The organism is Halobacillus sp. BBL2006 (assembly GCF_000786645.1).
Taxonomy (GTDB): Bacteria; Bacillota; Bacilli; order Bacillales; family Halobacillaceae; genus Halobacillus.
In genome coordinates this window covers 1-4,939 of sequence record NZ_JRNX01000240.1, presented here as the reverse complement: position 1 = coordinate 4,939, position 4,939 = coordinate 1, and the positions used below count along the sequence as shown (strand labels likewise).

At 41.8% G+C, this 4,939-nt stretch carries 5 protein-coding genes; 4 read left to right on the top strand and 1 reads right to left on the bottom strand.

What is annotated here, in order from left to right:
• A partial coding sequence (locus tag LD39_RS23050) for a hypothetical protein (RefSeq protein ID WP_035545009.1) occupies positions 1–191 on the top strand: 191 nt, incomplete at its 5' end.
• A 402-nt stretch (positions 192–593) separates the two neighbouring features.
• On the opposite strand, the gene gndA is transcribed toward LD39_RS23050, so the two are convergent.
• Positions 594–2,033: an NADP-dependent phosphogluconate dehydrogenase gene (gene gndA / locus LD39_RS08080; protein WP_035545007.1), complete on the bottom strand. Its 1,440-nt coding sequence runs from the start codon at positions 2,031–2,033 to the stop codon at positions 594–596.
• Positions 2,034–2,204: 171 nt separating this feature from the next.
• Here gndA and LD39_RS08075 point away from each other — a divergent pair, with 171 nt between their 5' ends.
• The 3 genes from LD39_RS08075 (at position 2,205) to LD39_RS08065 (ending at position 4,459) form a co-directional block, all read left to right on the top strand.
• Entirely contained in the window at positions 2,205–2,717 is a 513-nt protein-coding gene (locus LD39_RS08075) for a DNA topology modulation protein FlaR (RefSeq protein WP_035545006.1), read from the top strand.
• 15 nt (positions 2,718–2,732) lie between these two features.
• A complete protein-coding gene (locus tag LD39_RS08070; RefSeq protein WP_035545005.1) occupies positions 2,733–3,269 on the top strand; it encodes a GNAT family N-acetyltransferase in 537 nt (178 codons plus the stop codon).
• A gap of 149 nt (positions 3,270–3,418) precedes the next feature.
• Positions 3,419–4,459, top strand: a complete 1,041-nt coding sequence (locus LD39_RS08065; protein WP_035545002.1) for a zinc-binding dehydrogenase — start codon at positions 3,419–3,421, stop codon at positions 4,457–4,459.
• The last annotated feature ends 480 nt before the right edge of the window (positions 4,460–4,939 follow it).

Genomic DNA, 4,939 nt, shown 5'->3' with positions numbered 1-4,939 from the left:
AGAAGCTTCCATCCCATTCCATTGCAGGATTCCCTGAAATTAGCTGGCTGGGCGTATACCCTACTTGGGAGACACTAATTGCACAAGTGTTGCTATTAGCTCTGATCATCAGCCAAACCGTTAGAGTGAAACAAAAGCAAGATAAGAAGCAGCAGAAAACTGAACAGCAGCCATCTCGAATGGCTCAGTAAAATGGAAAAGCACTATCTCTTTTAGAAAAGGGGGAGTGCTTTTTTGTCGTCTAGGAAATTATAAAATTTAATTGTGTGTAGACAACTTTTTGCGGAGTGAGGCAGCATCCAGCTTCAGTGCCTAGCCCTTCGGGGTCACAAGTTAATCGACTTTGTTGATAAAAAGCGATTCAATCCATCGCTTGGCTTATGTTTATTTGGGGCTCACAAGGCGCTTGCGCTTCTGTTCCAGGCTGGTAAAGGAGGACTTGTTTCTTATTTCGTCGTGTGTAGCTATTGATGAATTTATGATGACTTGAAGCAGGACTTCTTGAAAACTCGAGCGTACTATTCAACCGAAAGCGACATAGGATATAGAAAAGAGCGAAGGCATGACCATGCCTTCGCTCTTTTCTATAAATCTTACTTATCTGTTTTTTGTGTAATTTCCTGCCACTCCGTATGGAAGGTACCCTCTTTGTCCAAGCGCTGATACGTGTGGGCTCCGAAGTAGTCACGCTGAGCCTGCAGCAGGTTTGCTGGAAGGCGTTCTGAGCGGTAACTGTCATAGTACGCAAGCGCGCTGGACAATGCTGGAACAGCGATGCCTTGTTCAATCGCAAGCGCAATGACTTTACGCAAGGATTTATGGTAGTCATTCGCAATGTTCTTGAAGTAAGAATCCAATAGCAGGTTATCCAAACTCGCTTCACGGTCATACGCTTCTTTGATCTTCTGTAAGAACTGTGCACGAATGATGCAGCCGCCACGGAAGATCATGGCGATATTTCCGTAATCCAAGTTCCAGTCGTACTCATCAGATGCTTTGCCCATTTGAGCGAATCCCTGAGCGTAGGAACAAATTTTACTGAAGTACAACGCCTGGCGAAGCTCTTCAAGAAGGGCTTCTTTATCGCCTGTGAATTCAGTTGCTTCAGGACCATGCAGCTCTTGGCTGGCTTTGACACGCTCGTCTTTCAAAGCAGAAATAAATCGTGCATATACCGATTCTGTGATGATCGATTGAGGTACACCTAGATCAAGGGCGCTTTGGCTTGCCCATTTTCCAGTTCCTTTTTGACCTGCAGTATCAAGGATGTTATCAACGAGAAGAGTTCCTTCATTGACGTCATCTTCTTTTTTGAAAATGTCTGCCGTAATTTCGATGAGGTAGCTGTCAAGTTCGCCTTCATTCCACGTAGAGAATACTTCGTGAAGCTCCTCTCCAGACATCTTCAACACGTTTTTCAAAATGAAGTAAACTTCAGAAATGAGCTGCATGTCACTATACTCGATGCCATTGTGTACCATTTTTACATAGTGACCAGAGCCGTCCGGACCTGTGTAAGCTGCACATGGTTCTTCATCGACTTTCGCAGAGATGGCTTTAAGCAGCGGTTCCACGTGCTCATAAGCTTCTTTAGAACCACCAGCCATGATGGAAGGACCGTTCAAGGCGCCTTCTTCACCACCGGATACACCAGTCCCGATGAAGTGAATGCCTCTTTCCTTCATTTTTTCGTTACGTGCAATGGTATCCTTATAGTAAGTATTTCCGCCGTCGATCAATATGTCGCCTTCATCCAGGTGAGGAAGCAGCTGATCGATAGTAGCGTCTGTCGGTTTTCCTGCTTTGACCATAAGTAGAATGGTTCTAGGCTTCTCGAGAGAGGCTACGAAGTCTTCGATTTTTTCATTTCCGACGAAGTTTTTACCTTTTGCTTCATTTTCTAAGAAATTCGTTGTTCGTTCATAAGTACGGTTGAATACGGATACATGATAGCCGCGGCTTTCGATATTTAGCGCAAGGTTTTTTCCCATGACGGTCAAACCGACAACGCCGACATTCTGTAATTGTGTCATCGCTCTTGTCTCCTTTTTGGTTTCAAAATTTATTTCATCTTAACATATATTATACATAAAATAATTTTCATGTAAATGGAAGTTGGTTGAAACGATTTGTTACATATAGAGGATAATCAAAAAGGACTATAGAAAGGTAGGATAAGAGAAAGAGAAAAAGCAGGGATACATATGGATAAAAAAAGGATAACAAAAATTCATATCATCGGGTCTGTCGGGAGCGGGAAGACCACATTGGCGAAGTCACTATCCTCTCAGTTGGGTCTACCTTATTATGAACTCGATAACGTCGCATGGCGAAGAGAGCCGAGTGGAGATATTAGGAGAACGGAAAAAGAACGTAATGATTACTTAAAGCAGATTATCGACAATGAAGCATGGATTGTGGAAGGGGTGCACCACACTTGGGTGAATCAAAGCTTGGAAGAATCAGACACGATTCTTTTTTTAAACCCTTCTTACCTGAAGAGACTAAAGAGAATCAATATGCGATTCATCCGTCAAAAACTCGGGATGGAAAAAGCCAATTATCGACCTGATCTCCTCATGCTCAAAAAAATGTATAAGTGGAATGCAGCTTTTGAGAAAACTGGAAGAATAGAAATCGACGCTTTGTTAAGTTTATATAAAGAAAAAGTTGTCGAGCTAAAAGATAATAAAGGGACGGAAAAATATTTTCAGTAAGGGAGCAGGATAGAAATGATCAAACTTACTCATTTTGAGCCATCCCATTTCCAAGCACTTATTAGTTGGATCGATAGCCCTGAGTTCTTGCTCCAGTGGGGTGGACCGAATTTTCAGTTTCCATTAGATGAATCTCAATTAAATAAATATATAGAAGGAACTAATGTAGAAGGAGCGGAAACGTACATTTACAGTGTCATTCACGACCAGACTTCAGAAGTGATTGGCCACATTTCTATAGGAAAAGTTGATCGCATCCATCAATCAGGTAGGGTAGGAAAAGTGCTGGTTGGAGATGAGAAGGTTAGAGGACAGGGAGTTGGCCAAAAAATGATGAAAGAGATTTTGCAGGTTGCCTTCCATGAACTGGACTTGCACCGGGTCAGCCTTGGCGTGTTCGATTTCAACCATTCAGCCATTGGCTGTTATGAAAAAGCAGGCTTTAAAAAAGAAGGGGTGCTTAGGGATGCTAGAAAGTATGGCGATGAATTCTGGAGTCTCTGGGAGATGAGCATTTTGCGGCAAGAGTGGGAGCAGGCTTCGGATCGATGAAAAAGGTTCTGTTAAAAATGCTTATTATTTGATTTTTGTAATCTCTTCGTTATGCTTTAAATGGAATGAACATGAGGGTTGGGTACAAACTAATAGCAAATTTTAGAAATGCATTCTATAAAACTAAAGCAACAGGAAGGTGATTACGTATGAAAGCTGTACAAGTAACTGGATACGGGGATGTAGACAAGCTAGAGGTTGTAGAAAAATCAATTCCAGAGCCTAAAGAAAATGAGGTTCTTATTAAAGTAAAAGCCTGTGCGATTAATAATACAGAAATTTGGATGAGAGAAGGAGCGTACGGAACAGGGTCCAAGTCAGGCTGGCGTCCTGAAGGAGTTCATTTTCCAAGAATTCCGGGTTCTGATATCACAGGTACCGTTGTGAAAGTGGGCAGCCGTGTTGAAGAGGATGTGATGGGGAAAGATGTGGTTCTATTCCCGTTTACTTCAACTGGTGAAGAAGGAACGGAGCATATCTCTGAAGACATGTCCTTTATTGGTTCCGAATACGATGGGGGTTATGCGGAGTACGTCGTGTGGCCGGCTGAGCTTTGTTTCGATATGCCTCTTTCAAATTATACAGAAAGCGCAGTTTTTTCAGTAAGCGGCATGACGGCTTGGCATATGGTTGAACAAATTCAAGCTCAACCCGGAGAGACGGTTATGGTAACCGGAGCAAACGGCGGTGTAGGGTCTTTGAATGTTCAGATCGCGTCTAAAGTATTTGGTTCGAAGGTAATTGCGATAGTTGGTGACCTGGCTTTAGAAGAAAGAATGAAAGAACTGGGTGCAACCCATGTGTTGTCCTATAAATCAGATCATCTCGCTGAGGAAATCATCGAAGCTAATGGAGGTCCTATTGATTCTGTTTTAGATGTGGTTGGCGATGCATTGTTCTCCACCTCCCTGCAAGTATTGAAAAAGGGCGGGAAGTTTTGTACATCCGGTTCTGCGGGTGGTCAGAAGACAGAACTTGACTTTAGAACGATGTACTTAAAACACATTACTCTGTACGGTTCTGTTTTAGGTACAAGAGCAGAATTCAAACGGATGCTAGAAGCGATTTCAGAGGGTAAAATTAAACCGGTTATTGATCGTACATTTCCTCTGGAACAAGCAAGAGAGGCACAGTCGTATTTTAAAGAAGCAGGTAAAATGGGTAAAATTGTATTGCTTCCGGAAGAATAATTAGAGAGAAGGTCAATCAGATTCGTTCTGGTTGGCCAATTTTTTTACCTTTTTTCCGTGATTCTTTTATTTTAAAAATTGGGATATAATGGGTGTGAAGCTTTGCGATCTATAGGGGGAAAAGGGATGACCGAAGAAACAGTGTTGATGAAAATACTAAGAAATTTGAAGAGAAAAGTTAAAGTGAGAAGAAATAATCAAAGAGCCAGATTGTAAGAGGAAGAACTTCCAAACTTCGGAGGTTCTTTATTCTTATGAATTCCACTATAAAAATGGTTAATAATTACAAAAAAGGGAAAAGTCCATGCAAAGATAATTATCAATTAGCGTGCTAGTTAATTACTTTTCAGCTAACTCGTGCTTAGGAAGCTTTATTATTCTATTAACGCTCCCTATTCCGGTAGACTCAGTTTCGAGATATTCCTATTTCCGTTGCTTTGTATACAAAAAGGAGGTCCGGGAAATCACTCGCTTTCCATG